Source organism: Pseudoalteromonas ardens (genome assembly GCF_030125445.1).
Lineage (GTDB): Bacteria > Pseudomonadota > Gammaproteobacteria > Enterobacterales > Alteromonadaceae > Pseudoalteromonas > Pseudoalteromonas ardens.
In genome coordinates this window covers 16,619-33,148 of record NZ_JASJUV010000012.1, presented here as the reverse complement: position 1 = coordinate 33,148, position 16,530 = coordinate 16,619, and the positions used below count along the sequence as shown (strand labels likewise).

At 51.5% G+C, this 16,530-nt stretch carries 17 protein-coding genes; 7 read left to right on the top strand and 10 right to left on the bottom strand.

Annotated elements, in window-relative coordinates; all coding sequences use genetic code 11:
- Nucleotides 1-104: 104 nt before the first annotated feature.
- The 7 genes from QNM19_RS23460 to lptM form a co-directional block, all read right to left on the bottom strand.
- The gene (locus QNM19_RS23460; protein ID WP_417712667.1) at nt 105-1,604 is read right to left on the bottom strand and encodes a peptide MFS transporter; all 1,500 of its coding nucleotides are present in this window, start codon (nt 1,602-1,604) and stop codon (nt 105-107) included.
- Between the two features lie 119 nt (nt 1,605-1,723).
- Complete coding sequence (locus tag QNM19_RS23455) at nt 1,724-2,428, bottom strand: HAD-IA family hydrolase (RefSeq protein WP_049863451.1); 705 nt, start codon at nt 2,426-2,428, stop codon at nt 1,724-1,726.
- 60 nt (nt 2,429-2,488) lie between these two features.
- Nucleotides 2,489-3,433, bottom strand: a complete 945-nt coding sequence (gene xerC, locus QNM19_RS23450) for a tyrosine recombinase XerC (RefSeq protein WP_049863452.1) — start codon at nt 3,431-3,433, stop codon at nt 2,489-2,491.
- A complete protein-coding gene (locus QNM19_RS23445; RefSeq protein ID WP_049863454.1) occupies nt 3,430-4,074 on the bottom strand; it encodes a DUF484 family protein in 645 nt (214 codons plus the stop codon). The genes xerC and QNM19_RS23445 overlap by 4 nt, the downstream gene beginning before the upstream one ends.
- On the bottom strand, nt 4,071-4,901 hold the full coding sequence (gene dapF, locus QNM19_RS23440) for a diaminopimelate epimerase (protein WP_010387068.1): 831 nt from the start codon (nt 4,899-4,901) through the stop codon (nt 4,071-4,073). Before dapF ends, QNM19_RS23445 begins: the two co-directional genes overlap by 4 nt.
- An 89-nt stretch (nt 4,902-4,990) precedes the next feature.
- Nucleotides 4,991-6,244: a diaminopimelate decarboxylase gene (gene lysA / locus QNM19_RS23435; protein ID WP_049863455.1), complete on the bottom strand. Its 1,254-nt coding sequence runs from the start codon at nt 6,242-6,244 to the stop codon at nt 4,991-4,993.
- Nucleotides 6,245-6,442 carry an LPS translocon maturation chaperone LptM gene (lptM, locus tag QNM19_RS23430; RefSeq protein ID WP_049863456.1) on the bottom strand — a complete coding sequence of 66 codons (198 nt, stop codon included), beginning with the start codon at nt 6,440-6,442 and terminating at the stop codon, nt 6,245-6,247.
- Between the two features lie 127 nt (nt 6,443-6,569).
- Between lptM and cyaY the strand changes: the two genes are divergently transcribed.
- The 7 genes from cyaY (at nt 6,570) to add (ending at nt 13,432) form a co-directional block, all read left to right on the top strand.
- Nucleotides 6,570-6,890: an iron donor protein CyaY gene (gene cyaY, locus QNM19_RS23425; RefSeq protein WP_010387071.1), complete on the top strand. Its 321-nt coding sequence runs from the start codon at nt 6,570-6,572 to the stop codon at nt 6,888-6,890.
- Nucleotides 6,890-7,543 (top strand): alpha/beta hydrolase, encoded by a 654-nt coding sequence (locus tag QNM19_RS23420; protein WP_049863457.1) that lies wholly within the window; start codon nt 6,890-6,892, stop codon nt 7,541-7,543. The genes cyaY and QNM19_RS23420 overlap by 1 nt, the downstream gene beginning before the upstream one ends.
- A gap of 17 nt (nt 7,544-7,560) precedes the next feature.
- Nucleotides 7,561-8,439: a DUF2914 domain-containing protein gene (locus QNM19_RS23415; protein ID WP_049863458.1), complete on the top strand. Its 879-nt coding sequence runs from the start codon at nt 7,561-7,563 to the stop codon at nt 8,437-8,439.
- A 19-nt stretch (nt 8,440-8,458) separates the two neighbouring features.
- Entirely contained in the window at nt 8,459-9,397 is a 939-nt protein-coding gene (gene hemC, locus QNM19_RS23410; protein WP_049863459.1) for a hydroxymethylbilane synthase, read from the top strand.
- A 1-nt stretch (nt 9,398) separates the two neighbouring features.
- Nucleotides 9,399-11,198 carry a uroporphyrinogen-III C-methyltransferase gene (locus tag QNM19_RS23405; protein ID WP_284027275.1) on the top strand — a complete coding sequence of 600 codons (1,800 nt, stop codon included), beginning with the start codon at nt 9,399-9,401 and terminating at the stop codon, nt 11,196-11,198.
- Nucleotides 11,195-12,298 carry a heme biosynthesis HemY N-terminal domain-containing protein gene (locus tag QNM19_RS23400; protein WP_049863464.1) on the top strand — a complete coding sequence of 368 codons (1,104 nt, stop codon included), beginning with the start codon at nt 11,195-11,197 and terminating at the stop codon, nt 12,296-12,298. Before QNM19_RS23405 ends, QNM19_RS23400 begins: the two co-directional genes overlap by 4 nt.
- A gap of 138 nt (nt 12,299-12,436) precedes the next feature.
- Entirely contained in the window at nt 12,437-13,432 is a 996-nt protein-coding gene (gene add, locus QNM19_RS23395; RefSeq protein WP_049863465.1) for an adenosine deaminase, read from the top strand.
- Between the two features lie 26 nt (nt 13,433-13,458).
- On the opposite strand, the gene QNM19_RS23390 is transcribed toward add, so the two are convergent.
- The 3 genes from QNM19_RS23390 to ubiD form a co-directional block, all read right to left on the bottom strand.
- On the bottom strand, nt 13,459-13,869 hold the full coding sequence (locus tag QNM19_RS23390; protein ID WP_049863467.1) for a CBS domain-containing protein: 411 nt from the start codon (nt 13,867-13,869) through the stop codon (nt 13,459-13,461).
- 130 nt (nt 13,870-13,999) lie between these two features.
- On the bottom strand, nt 14,000-14,713 hold the full coding sequence (gene fre / locus QNM19_RS23385; protein ID WP_010387081.1) for an NAD(P)H-flavin reductase: 714 nt from the start codon (nt 14,711-14,713) through the stop codon (nt 14,000-14,002).
- Nucleotides 14,714-14,857: 144 nt separating this feature from the next.
- Nucleotides 14,858-16,330: a 4-hydroxy-3-polyprenylbenzoate decarboxylase gene (ubiD, locus tag QNM19_RS23380; protein ID WP_049863477.1), complete on the bottom strand. Its 1,473-nt coding sequence runs from the start codon at nt 16,328-16,330 to the stop codon at nt 14,858-14,860.
- Between the last annotated feature and the right edge of the window lie 200 nt (nt 16,331-16,530).

Sequence of the window (16,530 nt, the reverse complement as noted above, 5' to 3'; positions counted from 1 at the left end):
AGCTTACCCAATTTCCAGACAGTGTCCAGATGCGATGCCTGGTTTTTCTCTGTCTCTGTAGCGGGGGCTTAATCCGGGGCCGGGTAAGGCCGGCCCCGGAGCGACTAAGCGGCTTGTTGTTGAGTCTGACCTTCCCAGATTTTGGCTCGCAAGCCAAACAGGCCAACCAGGATCCCCACGCCAATACAGAACAGGCTGATCTGCAGGTACAGGTTTGGCATCTGTTCAACGTTGTTGGGGTCAAAGTTACCAGCTAGCAGGCCTGAGATGATGTTCCCGATTGAGTAAGTTAACACAAACACGCCCATCATCTGTCCGGCAAAGCGTTTTGGCGATAGTTTGCTGACGGCACTCAGCGCCACCGGGCTTAGACACAATTCACCAACTGTATGCAGGAAGTATGTGGTTACCAGCCACATAGGGGCCACTTTAAGTCCTTGAGCAGCATATTGGGCGGCAAAGAACATGACAATAAAGCCGCTGGCCATGATCACCAGGCCAATGGCGCATTTAACTGTGTATGACGGGGAAATCATGCGCTTTGCCAGGTTGATCCACAGGGCTGCAAAGAAAGGAGACAAGATGATGATAAAAAAGGAGTTGGTAGACTGGAACCAGGCAGTAGGAATGCTAAAGTCGCCAATGAGTCGGTCAGTGTAATCGCGGGCAAACAGATTCAGTGAAGATCCGGCCTGCTCAAACCCGGACCAGAAGCAGGCTGAGGCCACACAAACTAAAAAGAGTGCCCACATTTTGCGTTTCTCATCGTGCGCCAGGTCACCGGCAAAGTAGATGAACCCATAATAGGCGAAGAAGATGAGGGTAAACGCCACGGCCACATATTGGGCAACAACAACCGGGTTAATGATGAGCAGTCCTGTATAGGTCAGTGCTACGACGCCAGCGACGACGGCAACCACTGCGCCTATGACCGACCAGGCCTTGCGTGCTTTCTCTGCAGACAGCGGGTTACTGGGTTGATCACCAACATGGGCAATATTACCCAGGGTTTTACGATACTGGATCAGGCCAACGCCCATGCCCACAGCGGCTGCACCGAATGCCCAGTGCCAGCCCAGATTTTCCATGAAATAGCCACAGATGGTATACCCCAGCACAGAGCCTAAATTGATACCCATGTAATAAAGCGCATAGCCACCATCGCGCCGTTCGTCTTCATCACGATAAAGCTGACCAACCATCGCACTGATATTGGGTTTTAGCAGACCCGTACCGGCGGCGACCAGGATAAGCCCAATGAAAAAGGTCTCATGGGCGGGAATGGCCAGCACGATGTGGCCACACATAATGATGATCCCGCCATACCAGACGGTACGTTGTCCACCCAGCAAACGATCTGCAATCCAGCCACCCGGTAAACCCAGAAAGTACACGGCGCCGGTGTATAAACCGTAGATGGCAGCCGCTGCGGCGACAGTAAACTCAAGGCCTTCCTCTTGTAAAGACGCTGTCATAAACAGTACCAATAGGGCGCGCATACCGTAATAGCTCATGCGCTCCCACATTTCGGTGAAAAAGAGGGTTGAGAGGCCCCGAGGGTGGCCAAAAAACCCGGTATCCTGATGGGTATCCAGTGATGACATAATAGACTTCCGATTGTTGTTTTATTATACGAAAGTCTTATTAGTACGTGATTTGTTAAAATTTTGCAACTGACGACGAGGTCGCCAGTCCGTTTGTTGAAATAAACGTGTTTGTGCGTTTAATCAGCCAGCACAGACAGGGCATGAATGTCTGAAATTTCGAGATCGGCAAGGCCCAGATAACGATAGGACGTATCCTGGTTATTGAGCCATACGCTGCGACATCCTGCCAGGTTTGCACCCTGTACGTCTGTATCCAGACTGTCCCCAATGTGTAGCAACTGGTGCGGTGCTACTGCGCACTGTTGGCACGCGGCGTCAAACAGATCGGCATGGGGCTTGGCGCGGCCATCTCGACCAGCCATGAGTACGTATTCGAACTGGCCAGCCAGGTTGAAGCGGTCAACTTCCACATTGCCATTGGTGATAGCGATGAGCCGAAAGCGCTTTCTCAGGCGTGCCAATAACGTCAGTACTGAGGCATCGACCACGATCTGACTCCGGGCCGTAGCGAAAGCCAGATAGGCTGCCTCGGCATGAAGATCTATGTCCGAGGCGCTGAATCCAGCTTGTTGTAAACCATAGCGCAGTGCAACCTGACGCCAACGGGTGACATCATGGGTGAGTTCTGGTTGCTGCAAGGCAACCTGTTGGCGACATGCGAGCCAAAACTGTGGGCCCTGAGCACGCCAGGGAGCCAGTGCATTGACATAATCGTTCATCGCTTTGACCGCAGCTGCGATCACGGGGTGGTTGTTATACAGCGTATCGTCCAGGTCAAAGCTCAGCACCTGAATCTCATCAATGGCACGGTTAAATCGCATAACATCTCTCTTGGTTTTTTGGTCCGCTTGAGTGTACCTAAAGAATGCCTGAAAGCCTACTCAGTCTTTGCGTTGTTTGCGGGCTCTGGGGTGCGCGTTGTCGTACACTTTTGCCAGGTGGCCGAAATCGACATGGGTGTAGACCTGGGTGGCGGATAAACTGGTGTGGCCTAACATTTCCTGTATGGCCCGCAGATCACCACTGGATTCGAGTAAGTGCGTGGCAAAGGAGTGGCGTAGTTTATGAGGGTGAATGGTGCCCGTTATCCCCTGGCGGATCCCCCACTCCTGCATTCTGGCGCGCACATGGCGCACCGAAATTCGGGTTTTTCGCTTACTGACAAACAGCGCAGGCTCATCGGCTTGGGCAAATTGCGGACGGTGTTTTAACCACTGTGCTATGGCGTCCAGGGCTTTAGAGCCAACCGGTACAACTCGTTCTTTATTGCCCTTGCCCAGTACCCGGATCTCGCCATCTCGGATATCATGCAGGTTGGCGTTGACCAGTTCACTGACTCGCAGCCCACTGGAATACATCAGTTCCATCATGGCCTTGTCGCGTACGGCGAGTATATCGTCATCCTCTATATCCAGTAGTTGCGCCATCTGATCCACATCCAGACTTTTGGGGAGTGGTTTTTGAAACTTTGGTCCTCGCAGCCCTTGTGCCGGGTTATGGGTGTCATGGTTGACGGATTGCTTATGCTGCAGAAACTTGTACAAGCTGCGTACACAGCTGAGCTTTAGATTGATACTACGTGGATTATATTGTCGGCTGCGTAGTTGCACTGAGTAGCGTCTGACCAGCTCGCTACTGACGGCCAGCCAGTGATCACAGTGTGGGGCAAAAAACGTGGCGGCTTGCAATAACTGACGCTGATATTGCCCGAGTGTGTGTGCCGAATACTGGCGCTCAAACTTTAAATAGGCAGCAAAGTCAGCAATTGGCTCCAGCCAGCCCGGACCGAGCGCGTTGGGGTTCGCATCAAGGTGCGGCTTGCTCATGCCAGATGCTGCAATCTGAGCTGCAAAGAAGACACCAGCTCACTGACGAACAGATCCCCGTTGTCGGGGGCGAAATGATCGGCGCAATGACTGGCAAAGAGCAATACCACATGTGGGTTATCGCTCTCTCCGAGTGGATAGAGGGCAAAGGACTGACAGCGGGTGTCTGAGATCAGGCTGCTACGTTCTGAGGCGCTCAGGCGACCCAGATAACGGTTACACGCTTTCAGACGACTGTGCCTGAGCGCATTGAGCGCACGGGCTTGTTCACTGTCGTCACTGAGGTTGACCAGTTGGCAGTGACTGACGTTAGGCAACTGTGTTAGTTCATCACTTAACAACACACTCAGTGCACCGACATCCTGACATTGCCATAGGCGTCGCTGACACTCGCTGAACAACCGATAAATCTGTTCATTCTCTTGTGCATGCGCGACCATCTGCGCAATTTGTTTTTTTTGTTGCTGGTTTTGCTCACGCAATGTGCGCTGTTGCAATAACGCCAGGTTAGGTGCACCTTGTGTGTCGTTATACAGGTTCAGCTCCAGCAGCAGGTAAGGGTGCGCCAGCAAAAAATCAGGATGCTGGTGGAGAAATGCCTGTACCTGCTCGGGTGTCAGTGGCTCTGGGGAGTGACTCATAATGCAATTTGTCCGTCGAAGACGTGTTCTGCAGGACCGGTCATTTTGACGCTTTGCCCTGGCCCATTCCAGCGTATCTGAATACTACCACCGGGTAAGTCGACTCGCACTGTACTGGCCAGTTTATCCTGAGCAATGCCGATCACCGCAGCGGCGCAAGCCCCACTGCCGCATGCCAGTGTTTCTGCAGCTCCCCGCTCCCAGACTCGTAGCTTGATGTGTTCACGATTAATGATTTGCATAAAGCCAATATTAGCACGTTTTGGAAAACGTTCGTGTTGTTCCAGTAAGGGACCCAATGTGTCGACGTCTGCCTGTTCAATATCCTCGACTTCAATCACACAATGGGGGTTACCCATGGAAACCACGCCACAAAAGACGGTATGTTCCTCGGCACGCAAAATATAGGTTTGCTCTTGCTGTTTTGCTTTGAACGGGACCTGCGCTGGTGCAAACTCTGGTTTGCCCATGTTGACAGTGACCTGACCATCTTTTTCAGTGAACAGAGTAATGTTGCCACCCTTGGTGGAAACACTCACTTTATGCTTATTGGTCAGGCCTTTCATGCGTACAAAGCGGGCAAAACAGCGTGCGCCATTACCGCATTGCTCTACTTCTGTGCCGTCGGCATTGAATATGCGGTAGTGAAAGTCCAGATCCGGGGAATAGGGCGGTTCAACCAAAAGCAGCTGATCGAAACCGATGCCAAAATTACGGTGTGCCAGTTTACGGATCTGGTCTCGTGACAAAAAGACATTCTGGGTCACGTTGTCCACGACCACGAAGTCATTACCCAGACCATGCATCTTAGAAAAATTTACAAACATAAAGCCTTATCTATTTTGGTGTCGGCGGCCAGTATGCACCGCACCTATTTTATGATTGTGATAACCCTACTTTGCCATGCTGTGCGCCATTACGGAAGCACTTGCTCACCCTGCCACAGTGATTCCAAAGTCTCTCTTTTGCGGATCAAGTGACAAGTATCGCCGTCGACCATGATTTCTGCAATCCGAGGGCGTGAATTGTAATTCGAGCTCATCGTAAAGCCATAGGCGCCCGCACCGCGTTGTGCCAGCAGATCGCCGGGTTGAATGGCCAGCGGCCTGTCTTTCCCGATAAAGTCACCTGTTTCACACACCGGACCCACAACATCATAAGTGTGCAATGGGGTATCGTCCTGCCTGGGGGCAACGGCAATGATTTGCTGCCAGGCCTGATATAGCGAGGGCCGCAACATATCATTCATGCCCGCATCAACAATGGCAAAATGCTTATCTTTGGTTGGCTTGAGGTACTCCACCTTGGTGACTAACAGCCCGGCGTTGGCGGCAATGGCACGCCCAGGTTCAAAAATCAGCTCCAGATGTTGATAGTCTGCCAGTCGCGCTTTGACTTCAGCCGCATAGGCACTGGGATGAGGGGGCTTTTCGCTGTCATACGGCACGCCCAGGCCACCCCCAATATCCAGGTGCTTCAGTGTGATACCGGCTGATTCCAGCGTTTGGACCAGGGCCAGTACTTTATCCAGTGCGGCAATAAAGGGGGCAACTTCAGTAAGCTGTGAGCCGATGTGGAAGTCTATGCCCACCACCTCAAGACCCGGCAAAGCGCAAGCCAGCTGATAGACATCAAAGGCTTCTTTGATATCGATACCAAACTTGTTTTCTTTTAGTCCGGTGGAAATATAGGGGTGTGTTTTGGCATCGATATCCGGGTTCACACGAATTGAAACAGGCGCAAGCAGATTGAGCTCACTGGCGACTTCGCTGATGCGATGCAGTTCAGCAGCAGACTCGACGTTAAAGCACTTAATGCCTGTTTTGAGTGCATAGGCGATTTCCTGCGCGGTTTTAGCGACACCAGAAAACACTATTTTGGCCGCATCGCCGCCTGCTTTGAGCACCCGTGCTAATTCCCCCTGGGACACGATATCAAAGCCTGCACCGAGTCTGGCGAGGACATTGAGTACCGCCAGGTTACTGTTGGCTTTGACGGCATAACAAACCAGATGCGGATGCCCCTGTGCGGCATCGGTGAATGCATGATAATGACGCTCCAGCGTCTTGCGTGAATACACATAACAGGGCGTACCATACTGTTCAGCGATGTCGCTTATGGGCACCTGCTCGGCATGCAATTGGTTATCCTGGTAGTGAAAGAAATCCATTTACGACTCCTGTTTCGTATCATTGTCTTCAGACGGTGTAGTATCCTGGGCAGGCTGAGGTGCTTGCTCAGGCGCATTGGTCGGCTGGGGACGTTGCTCGGGTAAATACAGAGGCCCACTCTGACCGCATGCACTTAGTAGCAAGAGGCTGGTCAAGATCAGGGTAAATAGGCTAAATTGAGTGTATGTCGCTTTCATTAGATTAATGATGTCAGTGCCTTTATAATCGCAGAGTAACAGAATTGGTAAAAAAAGCAGCTTAGAAAGTAAATTTAATTCCGTCCGAGCGGCGGACTTTCGGGGTTTGCACAGTAAGGATCAAGCTATGACAGATCATGAATATCATGAGTTAGCCGATGCGTTAATGTTGACCATTGAGGAACAAATTGACGACTGCGAGGTCGACCTGGATTATGAATCGGCATCCGGGATCCTGGAAATTATTTTTCCGGACCGAAGTAAAATTGTGATTAACAAGCAAGCCCCGTTACATCAGGTGTGGGTCGCCACTAAGTTTAATGGGCATCATTTTGAGTTGCGCGATACGCAGTGGATAGACAACCGCAGCGGCGCTGAGTTCTGGCAGTTTATGAGTGATGCTGCCACGCGTCAGGCCGGTCAGACCATAGAATGGCAGCACGACTGATGTTGCCGTTTGTAGAATACCCGGCCCAGGGAACCCACAGGGCAAGCGTGATCTGGTTACATGGTCTTGGTGATTCCGGAGAGGGCTTCTTGCCGATTGCCCCTGAGTTACGATTACCTGCTGAACTGGGCGTACGGTTTGTTTTTCCACATGCGCCAGAACAGCCGGTCACCGTGAACAATGGCATGGTGATGCGTTCCTGGTACGACATCAAATCCTTTGATCTGGATAAAAGAGCTGACGAAGCGGGTGTGAGAGACTCTGCGAAGTTGGTTGAAGCGCTTATTGAGGCTGAACTGGCGGCTGGTATCCCAGCTGAGCGCATCATTTTAGCCGGTTTTTCGCAAGGCGGGGTGATGGCCCTGCATGTGGCGCCGCGTTTCAAGGCGCGCCTGGGTGGCGTGATGGCGTTATCTTGCTATATGTGTGCCCCTGAAAAACTTGCGCAACAAGCAGTGCAAACCGACCTGAACGTATTTATGGCCCATGGCAGCTTGGATCCCGTGGTTCCTATGGTCGCAGGGCGACAAGCATTTGAAACCTTACAAGCACAAGGCTATGAAGTAAGCTGGCAGGATTACCCGATGCAGCATCAGGTTTGTCAGGAAGAGCTGGAGGCAATTCGCACCTGGTTACAGGCCAGGTTAACGTGATAACAGAGTGATCCCCCATGACACAACGCATTGTGATTAAAACAGCGGTAACGAAAGCAAATGAGGCCCCGGCTAAGTCCATCACATACCAATACCACTGGCGCCGCATTGGTGTGGTCGGCAGCGCGGCAGCATGTGGCCTGGCTGCTTTGTTTTATGGGATCGTGAATTCGGTCAGTGCCGATGAACAGCCTGTGACGACGATGAATACTTACCAGCAAACGGCTCAGGCCGACAGTGTTATTGACGCTAGTGGTATGGACACATCTGAGCCTGTCAGTGAGCCCGATGGGCAGCTGGCCTTTGAGCCTGTCTCTGCACCATTAGTATCCGAACCGGTAGTGGCTGCATTGCCGCAAGCCACAGCGAATTTGGCTGTGGCGGCAGCAGCGGTAAACAGTCAGGTGGAACCCGAGCTGACCGATGAGCAAGAGGTGGTCGCTGATGAGCAGGAGACTACTGAGCTGACCGTTGACGAAGACACCAACAATACTCCGACTAAGCGTTTTGCTGAGGATGCACAGGTTGCCAGTGTGGCCATGGCTGCTCAGGTGGATACCAAGCACATTAGCCGTGCCGTGTTGACCACTGAAGTGATGAACCGGGAACCGGTGAATGTGCTTAAAGACAGTGTTGAGCAATCGGCCTTTTCGGATAAGCTGTATTTCTTTACTGAAGTACGTGGTTTGCAGGGACAAACCATTCGCCATTTATGGTTTCATCAGGATCAGTTAATGGCAGAAATTGATCTGGCCATCAGTGCGTACCGGCATCGCACCTACTCCAGCAAAAACATAATGCCCAGCCAAAGTGGTCAATGGCGTATTGAAGTGATCACCGCAGATGATCGGCTACTGGCGCAAAAAACCTTTAGAATTATCGCAACCGCTCAATAGTGAGCAGACTGAGTAAAGCATGACGACGAAAAAAAATGTGTTGCGCATCGCAACAAGAAAAAGTGCGCTGGCCTTATGGCAGGCCGAGTATGTGAAAGCTGAACTGGAAAAGTTCCACACCGATCTGACGGTTGAACTGGTACCCATGTCGACCAAAGGCGACAAAATCCTGGATACCCCCCTGGCGAAAATCGGTGGCAAAGGACTATTCGTGAAAGAGCTGGAGCAAGCCATGCTGGAAGGTCGTGCGGATATTGCCGTACACTCGATGAAAGATGTCCCTGTTGATTTCCCTGATGGTTTGGAACTGCACACCATTTGTGAGCGTGAAGATCCCCGTGATGCATTTGTTTCGAACCGCTACAAGGCGCTGTCTGAGCTTCCGGCAGGTGCCGTTGTCGGCACTTCAAGCCTGCGTCGCCAATGTCAGATCCGGGCCCAGCGTCCGGATTTGGTGATCAAAGATTTACGTGGCAATGTGAACACGCGCCTGGCGAAGTTGGATGCCGGTGAGTTCGATGCCATTATTCTTGCCGCTGCGGGCTTGATCCGACTGGAGATGGCAGAGCGGATCGCCAGTTTTGTGAGTGTTGAAGACTCACTGCCTGCCAATGGCCAGGGGGCCGTGGGTATTGAATGTCGTAGCGACGATGCGCAGGTTCAGGCCTGGCTTGCCCCGCTTGAACATAGTGAAACGCGCATGCGTGTGCTGGCTGAGCGCGCAATGAACCGTCGTCTGGAAGGTGGCTGCCAGGTGCCGATTGGCGCTTATGCAGAAATCGACGGCGAGCAACTTACCTTGCGCGGGCTGGTTGGTGCGATAGACGGTAGCCAGATTTTACGCGGCGAGCAAAGCGGACCGGTTGCCGATGCAGAGCAATTGGGAGTCCGCCTGGCGGAATCTTTGCTGGCACAAGGTGCGGACCAAATTTTGGCTGAGGTTTACCGGGACAACTAATGTGAAACTAGCCATCACCCGCCCGGCAGGCAAAGGAACCTTGCTTGGTGAACAGCTCGAGGCACAGGGGATCAGCTGTGACTGCACCCCCGTGCTGGAGCTGGTAAAGCTGCCAGTCAGTGAGGCTGAACTGGCACCTATCATGGAAGCTGAGCAGCTGATTTTCATTTCTCAGGATGCGGTGTATTACCTGGCCCAGCATCAGCCTACCTTTTCCCCCGACTGTCAGTTTTTTGCTGTAGGTGAAAAAACCGCAGCGGCCATAGACGCCTGTTTTAACCGCCGTGCCATGGTACCCGAGCAGCATGATTCAGAGGGATTACTCGTTTTGCCCGCACTGCAACAGATTGAGGATAATCGAGTTGTAGTGGTCAAAGGACGAGGTGGACGCACGCTGATCAGCAAGACGCTCAAACAGCGCGGCGCCCGGGTATCACATTGTGTGGTGTATGAGCGGATCCCGGCTGCCACCGGGTCTGATATCTGGTTGGACCACTGGCAAAGGCAAGGCATTGACGGTATAGTGATCACCAGTAATGCGGCCATTGATGCCATCTTTAATACCCAGCAGAGCGAATTACTAAACTGGCTGAGCAGCCGTCGGTTTTATCTGGTCAGTCAACGCAGTGCAGAATACCTTCGCGAACAATACGCGATAAAGGACAAACAAATCGCCATCAGTGCAGGCGCCGATAACGATGCGTTACTGGCCTGCATTATGGATAATCAGCCCCGTCAAGGTGGAACTATGACAGAACAACAACAAAGTCAGTCAGGCCCTCAATCTTCGGATAAGTCACCCAAACCCGCCGCTGTGTCGGGCAAAATCAGCAAAACGGCCGTCCTGGCTCTGCTGGTGGCGTTGACTTCCGGGGTCGGGGCTGCGGGTGTCTATTATCTGGGACAGCAGCAGCTGACTCAGTATCAGCAAACGCTGGCGCAACTGACTCAGGATAATCAGCAATTGCACGGTGAACTGGCGTCGAGTAAAAAGACACTGGCCGAGCTACATGAGCAGCTGGCGCAACGTGACCAGGCAGTCGCGCAGCAACTCAAGGCGCAAACGCGTGAACTTGAACAGCGACTACAGGCGACCTTACAGACAGCCAAGCAACAGCTTGGGGGCGCTCAAAAAGCAGAAATAGCCGCGCTGACACGCAGTGCTGAGTTTCAGGCCAATATTCAGCGCCATTATCTGGCTGCTGCCGCGACACTGACACGCTTGCACACACTCGTGCGTGAACAAAGCAATACTACGACTGTGCAAACCGCCATTGCTGCCGATCTGGCACTCTTGAAAGCTCAGCCTAAGCCGCAGCTGGAAGCGCTGTATTTGGATTTGCATGGTTATGTGATCCAGGCTGACGATTTGCCTTTACAGATCATGACCAAACCGGCAGATCCGCAAAGTGAACAGCGTGAACTAACGGAGCAGGTAAGTGACTGGAAAGCCAATGTCTGGCGTTCCTGGTTAAAAATCCAGGATCAGTTCATTAAGGTTCGCACCCATGATAAACCGGTCATTGATCCGCTGCTGGATGCCCAGGAGCAGCAACTTATTCGTGCTCAGCTGAACAGTTATCTGCGTCAGGCGCAGACTGCATTAATGCAGCAACAGCAGAGTGTGTATTTCACCGCACTGGAAGGTGCCGGCATGACCTTAGCGCGTTATTACCGCTCTGATAACAGTGCAGTGGTTGCGATGCAGGCAGGTTTGAAAGCGCTGCAACAAAAAGAGTTTGCAGCTCAGGCAACGCTTGAGTTACAGACCCCACAGGCGGTGAAGGAGTGGTTACAATGACACGTACACTGATCTCGATCATTGTGCTGCTGGGCGTGCTGGCAGCAGGCCATTTGTTGATTGACGAAAAAGGCTACTTGTTGATTGCGGTGAACAACCACACCATAGAGACCTCTTTGTTTGCGCTTGCTGTAATTGTGATTTTTGCTGTGTTACTGGGTGCTTTGCTACTGAGCGTGCTGGGTGCACTTTGGCGGACATTCGCTCGTAGCCGTGGCTGGCTAAAAGGGCGCAAAAATAAGCGTCAGCAACACGCTTTGGAAGCGGCTGTCTGGGCATGCATTAATGATGATGACGCGCAGTTGCAGCAGGCTCTCAGCATCGCTGAGTTGCCAGCACAGTGGCAGGATCAGCAGCGCGCCATGGCGGCGCGGGTTGCGTTGCAGCAGCAACAGTCTGCACAGGCGCTGGCACAGTTGCAGGGGATGTCTCCAGAGTCCCAGGGACAGGTCGCTAAGTTGTGGCTGCAAGCCAATCAGGGTGAGCAGGCACTGTCCTTGCTGGGTGCACAAATGGATGAGAAAAAAGTCCCGGACAACGTGGTTGCCAGTTACCTGGATGCGTTGATCCAGGCTGAGCAGCGTGAGCAAGCGTTGACGCTGATCCAGCAAAGGCATAAACAATTGCGCTGGTCAGAAGCGCGCTGGAAAAAGCACCTCAATGCGTTGTTTGCCTTAGATGACAGCTCGGCGCAGGCGACCTTTAACGCGCTACCCAAAGGGTTGCGTCCTATGGCTGCAGGTGCTCTGACTCAGCAAGCCTTGCGACAGGGACAATTTGATGCCGTGCGCGGTGACTTATTAAAATATCTGAAAAAAGGTCAGTACCAGCAATTGGCTGAGGCGTTGCAGTATGCTGGCAGCTCAGATCCTGAGTTGCGTAAACTGATACAGGCGGCGTTGCATAAGCAGCCGGAGCAACCTGAGTTGCTGTTTAGTCTGGCATGTCTGGCCAATGCGGAGGGAGAGTACGAACTGGCAGCTAAGATATTCGACACGCTGGCAAACTCCCCCTGGCAAACGTTGTGGCAGCAGCAAGCACAGCGCGCTTATGCCCAGACCGGGCAATTTGATAAAGCCTATTTGCTGGCCACTCAGTAATACCATGATACAGTTAAAACACCGGTCGCCTGACCGGTTTTTTTTGCGATGAATATTCCGCTTTGCGGATATTTGTCCTTGAAACTACACTTAAGCTGCGTATGATCTGAAAAATTTTATCTGCAATCCGAGTGCCTTATGATCAATACCAAACTACCTTTACTTGATTTACACCGCCACTTAGACGGTAACGTGCGTGCTGAGACCATTTTAGACCTTGGTCAGAAGTTTAATATGCCGCTGCCTGCTCATGATGTGGAAGGGTTAAGGCCACATGTACAGGTCATTGATAATGCGCCAAACCTGATGGCTTTTCTGGCCAAGCTGGACTGGGGCGTCAAGGTGCTGGGTGATTATGATGCTTGTCGCCGAATTGCAGTTGAAAATGTGGAGGACGCCATTGCGCAGAAGATGGATTACACTGAGCTGCGCTTCAGCCCGTATTATATGGCTAAAACCCATAATTTACACCCGCAAGGCGTGGTCGAGGCAGTGGTTGATGGCATAAAATCTGCCACCCAAGGTCAGGATATCAAGGTGAATCTGATTGGCATTATGTCGCGTACCTTTGGCGTTGAAAAATGCCAATATGAACTCGATGCCTTGCTGGCGTTCAAAAACGATTTAGTGGCAGTGGATTTGGCCGGGGATGAAATCGGCTTTCCGGGTGCCTTATTCATTGATCATTTTAAACAAGTTCGTGACGCCTACTTGGGCGCAACAATCCATGCCGGAGAAGCTGAAGGGGCCAGCAGTATCTGGCAGGCTATCAATGAGCTGGGCGCGACGCGGATTGGCCATGGTGTGAAAGCCATTGAAGATCCTAAACTGATGGATTATCTGCGTGATAATCGCATTGGTATCGAGTCTTGTCTGACCAGCAACTTACAAACCAGCACCGTGGCAAGCATTGAGACGCATCCGCTCAAACAGTTTTTAGATCACGGTATTCTGGCTACCATCAATACAGATGATCCAGCGGTACAAGGCGTGGAGCTGGACAATGAATTTGAACGCGCTGCACCACAGGCTGGTCTCAGTGGTTCTGATATCCTCCAAGCACAAAAGAATGCAGTTGAAATTGCATTTTTGAGTGATGCAGACAAGCAGGCGCTGTTACAAAAGTATGCGTAACCCGCGTTAGTGTTTTGCCGAGCTGCTCAGTGTGTTGAGCAGCTTAAGTAATTTTCTTTTAATGCACTCAACACCTGGCTGCGGGTGACTACCGCTATCACCTTATCATTATCGACAACCGGATAGATTTTTGGCTTGTCCTGTTGCATCTGCGTCGCTAAATCCACCACTGTGGTGGTTTTACTGACGGATAAAGTGTCTTTTCGCATTAACTGACCAACCTGGGTGGCACCATCACAGAAATAGCTACTTTGTAGCAATGGCGCAAGCAGTTGTTGCTCGGAAATAAAGCCGACCAGTTTACCATTACGGTCCTGTACCGGGGCGCCAAAAAGGGCAAACTTTTCTAGCTGTGCAATGGCTTCCGTGATTTCAGTATCAGGGGTGATCAGCGGAAACTGTGTGGACATGATGTCTGAGATAAATTGTTTAGCCATGGGGGTTCTCCTGTTAAGTGACAAACCCAGTATGGATAACTATTATCAATTTTTAAAATGGATTATTTGTATCAGAGTGATTGATTTTATGAATTGAATGCGCGATTGGGCAACCGCGCATCACAGGGCATTATTTGATAAATGCGAAAGCGTCCGCGAACATAAACTCACGTTGTGCGCCATGATTGATGAAGTCGTCACGTACTATGCCAATCATGTCAAAACGGCCTGCCATGTAGACACTATATGGTTCAAGCGAGACGATGTCCTTCATAACTGCCTGATGGACATAGCCGGTATGGCCTTTCCAGTGCTCTGACGCATGTTCAACCACAGGAATAAACTGAAAGTTTGCTTTGCTGTTTGCCCACGCCTCCATGTCTGCCTTAGCATACAACGCAGACTCTTCTTTAACGCCCCAGTAAAAGAGTACTGGCTGGTCGTAGTTAATTTCAGCAAGGTGATCGGCCATGGACTTAACGTACGAAAATCCTGTGCCGCCTGCCAGTAATACCAGCGGTCTTGCCTGTTCAGGGCGAACCTGAGAAACACCCAGTCCTACTTCCAGGTCAACCTGTGTTTGGTTGGTGTGGGCGGCTTTTAAATGATCCAATGCTTGCATCGCATAAGAGTCGGCACCTGATGCACCAATGTGCAGCTCCAGGGCATTTTTCTTCGAAGGGCTGCTGGCGATTGAAAAGGCGCGTTTGTCTTTTTCACCTAGTACTAACTGCAGGTAATGGCCAGCTGCAAATTCGGCATCCTGCTCAGGTGTTAAGACAACTTTAGATACGTATTCGGTCAGTGACGAAATCTCGGCCACTGTGGCTTTGAGTACTTGCATTTTTTACCTTAGAAAATAAGCACGGTGGTGAAAGTGTGTGCACTGTAGCACACTCAGGTTGACCCTGTAACCGCTTTCACACCAAGACAGACAGATTCCCACTTAGCTTATCGTCGTATGCCAGAAAAAAGTCTGTCGAATTAATTAAGTTTTAATGATTTTCAGGCTATCCCAGATTTCATCCACGCGCTGTTTAGTCGCCTCGTCCATCACGATGGGCTCACCCCATTCCCGATCGGTTTCACCTGGCCATTTATTGGTGGCATCCATCCCCATTTTTGAGCCAAGGCCCGACACGGGTGACGCAAAATCGAGGTAATCAATAGGCGTGTTTTCTATCATAGTGGTATCCCTGGCGGGGTCCATGCGCGTCGTGATCGCCCAGATCACATCATTCCAGTCTCTGGCATTGACGTCATCATCACACACAATCACAAACTTGGTATACATAAACTGACGCAGGAAAGACCACACCCCCAGCATCACACGCTTGGCATGGCCCGGATATTGTTTCTTCATCGTGACCACCGCCATTCGGTAAGAACAGCCTTCTGGTGGCAGGTAAAAATCAACAATCTCTGGAAATTGCTTTTGTAAAATCGGCACAAAGACTTCGTTGAGCGCAACACCCAGGATGGCCGGTTCATCGGGTGGACGGCCGGTGTAGGTGCTGTGATAAATGGGATCCTCACGGTGCGTAATGTGTGTCACTGTCATCACCGGGAAGTCATCCACTTCATTATAATAGCCAGTATGGTCGCCATACGGGCCTTCCGGCGCGGTTTCGCCCGGCTGAATGTAGCCTTCCAGGATAATTTCCGCAGTGGCCGGGACATGCAGGTCGTTGGAAATAGATTTAACCACTTCGGTTTTACTGCCACGCAACAGGCCAGCAAAGGCATATTCGCTCAGGGTGTCAGGCACCGGGGTTACGGCACCCAGGATGGTAGCGGGGTCAGCGCCTAAGGCAACAGACACCGGATACGGCTCTCCAGGGTTTTGTTGGCACCATTCCTGAAAATCGAGTGCGCCGCCACGGTGGGACAACCAGCGCATAATGATCTTGTTTTTGCCGAGTAGCTGTTGACGGTAAATGCCGAGGTTCTGACGTTTTTTATGCGGTCCACGGGTGACGGTTAGTCCCCAGGTGATGAGTGGGGCGGCATCCCCTGGCCAGCAATGCTGGATAGGGAGGCGGGTGAGATCGACCTCATCACCACTTATTACTACTTGCTGACATGGGGCTTTTTTGAGCTCCTTCGTCGGCATATTCAGCACTTGCTTAAAGACCGGGATTTGCCCGAGTGCTTCTTTGATCCCTTTGGGCGGCTCAGGTTCTTTCAAAAATGCCAGCAATTTACCCACTTCACGTAGTTCACTGACGTCATCCTGACCCATGCCCATTGCAACACGTTTGGGGGTGCCAAACAGGTTAGCCAGCACTGGCATATCGAAGCCAATGGGGTTTTCAAACAGGATAGCCGGTCCACCGGCACGCAATGTACGGTCGGCAATTTCAGTCATCTCCAGTTTGGTGGAAATGGGCTGGCTGACCCGTACCAGCTCGCCCTGCTTTTCCAGCAGAGCAATAAATTCTCTCAAATCTTTATATTTCATCATTTATTTGGGCTGCACAGATTTTATGGCGCTAGTATAACAAGTCGCCAGAGGTAGAACAGAGATTTACGACTGGTTTGCCGGTTTGGTTTACTGGCAAGGTGACGTTAGATGAAAAAGGGTGCGCAGTGGGTGTATCAAAGTTCTATTAACGACTATTATGCTAACAGGGGAAATAATTGATTCGGCGCAATAGTCTG

Bases quoted from the DNA above. Each gene is read 5' to 3' on its own strand.
- QNM19_RS23390 (WP_049863467.1), bottom strand. From the start codon at position 13,869: ATGGCTAAACAATTTATCTCAGACATCATGTCCACACAGTTTCCGCTG.
- lysA (WP_049863455.1), bottom strand. From the start codon at position 6,244: ATGGATTTCTTTCACTACCAGGATAACCAATTGCATGCCGAGCAGGTG.
- QNM19_RS23420 (WP_049863457.1), top strand. From the start codon at position 6,890: ATGTTGCCGTTTGTAGAATACCCGGCCCAGGGAACCCACAGGGCAAGC.
- QNM19_RS23455 (WP_049863451.1), bottom strand. From the start codon at position 2,428: ATGCGATTTAACCGTGCCATTGATGAGATTCAGGTGCTGAGCTTTGAC.
- add (WP_049863465.1), top strand. From the start codon at position 12,437: ATGATCAATACCAAACTACCTTTACTTGATTTACACCGCCACTTAGAC.
- QNM19_RS23445 (WP_049863454.1), bottom strand. From the start codon at position 4,074: ATGAGTCACTCCCCAGAGCCACTGACACCCGAGCAGGTACAGGCATTT.
- fre (WP_010387081.1), bottom strand. From the start codon at position 14,713: ATGCAAGTACTCAAAGCCACAGTGGCCGAGATTTCGTCACTGACCGAA.
- ubiD (WP_049863477.1), bottom strand. From the start codon at position 16,330: ATGAAATATAAAGATTTGAGAGAATTTATTGCTCTGCTGGAAAAGCAG.
- lptM (WP_049863456.1), bottom strand. From the start codon at position 6,442: ATGAAAGCGACATACACTCAATTTAGCCTATTTACCCTGATCTTGACC.
- hemC (WP_049863459.1), top strand. From the start codon at position 8,459: ATGACGACGAAAAAAAATGTGTTGCGCATCGCAACAAGAAAAAGTGCG.
- xerC (WP_049863452.1), bottom strand. From the start codon at position 3,433: ATGAGCAAGCCGCACCTTGATGCGAACCCCAACGCGCTCGGTCCGGGC.
- dapF (WP_010387068.1), bottom strand. From the start codon at position 4,901: ATGTTTGTAAATTTTTCTAAGATGCATGGTCTGGGTAATGACTTCGTG.
- QNM19_RS23460 (WP_417712667.1), bottom strand. From the start codon at position 1,604: ATGTCATCACTGGATACCCATCAGGATACCGGGTTTTTTGGCCACCCT.
- QNM19_RS23415 (WP_049863458.1), top strand. From the start codon at position 7,561: ATGACACAACGCATTGTGATTAAAACAGCGGTAACGAAAGCAAATGAG.
- QNM19_RS23400 (WP_049863464.1), top strand. From the start codon at position 11,195: ATGACACGTACACTGATCTCGATCATTGTGCTGCTGGGCGTGCTGGCA.
- cyaY (WP_010387071.1), top strand. From the start codon at position 6,570: ATGACAGATCATGAATATCATGAGTTAGCCGATGCGTTAATGTTGACC.